1 tRNA gene and 2 rRNA genes are annotated in these 863 nt (G+C 42.2%); all 3 read left to right on the top strand.

Annotation, left to right across the window (positions count from 1 at the left end):
• Positions 1 to 242, top strand: a 16S ribosomal RNA gene (locus L4B77_RS20165); the annotation flags it as partial.
• Between the two features lie 67 nt (positions 243 to 309).
• Positions 310 to 385 (top strand) — tRNA-Ala (locus L4B77_RS20160).
• 372 nt (positions 386 to 757) lie between these two features.
• Positions 758 to 863 (top strand): 23S ribosomal RNA (locus L4B77_RS20155); the annotation flags it as partial.

Raw genomic sequence — 863 nt, 5'->3', positions numbered from 1 at the left:
CGGATTGGAGTCTGCAACTCGACTCCATGAAGTCGGAATCGCTAGTAATCGTGAATCAGAATGTCACGGTGAATACGTTCCCGGGCCTTGTACACACCGCCCGTCACACCATGGGAGTGGGCTGCAAAAGAAGTGGGTAGTTTAACCTTTCGGGGAGGACGCTCACCACTTTGTGGTTCATGACTGGGGTGAAGTCGTAACAAGGTAGCCCTAGGGGAACCTGGGGCTGGATCACCTCCTTATACGAAGATACTTACGATGAGTGTCCACACAGATTGATTAGGTTTAGAAAAGTTAAGAGATGATATTGGGGCTATAGCTCAGCTGGGAGAGCGCCTGCCTTGCACGCAGGAGGTCTGCGGTTCGATCCCGCATAGCTCCACCATCTTTAAGGGTTTTTCCCTAAGAATCTTTAAAAATGGTTTCGAAAGAAATCAAGCTCTTTAACAATTTGGAAAGCTGACTGATTACTTAATTGGTTTTCACTTTTAAAAGTGAAATCAAACAGCTCAAGCTGTKATTAAGTTAATCAAATTTAAAAGTTCTCAATGTTTATCTTTCATTAGATAAACACAACAAACACATTCAAGTGTCTTGTATTCGATTCAAACTTGTTTGAATCATAATTGAGTCCGGCAAACAGTCATTGAGAATTAACCCTTCTTAATGACAACCAAAAACCTTGGTTGCTTTTTGTCTTCACTTTTTAAAAGTGAAAGCAAATTTGTATCATACACAAGACCCTTTCGGGTTGTATGGTTAAGTGACTAAGCGTACACGGTGGATGCCTTGGCAGTCAGAGGCGATGAAAGGCGTAATAACTTGCGATAAGCCCAGATTAGGTAGTAATAACCTTTTGAGTC

Source organism: Vibrio minamisatsumaniensis (assembly GCF_050337445.1).
In the GTDB taxonomy this organism is placed as follows: Bacteria; Pseudomonadota; Gammaproteobacteria; order Enterobacterales; family Vibrionaceae; genus Vibrio; species Vibrio artabrorum.
The sequence above is the reverse complement of the archived record's forward strand: the minus strand, read 5'-3'. Positions and strand labels throughout refer to the sequence as shown.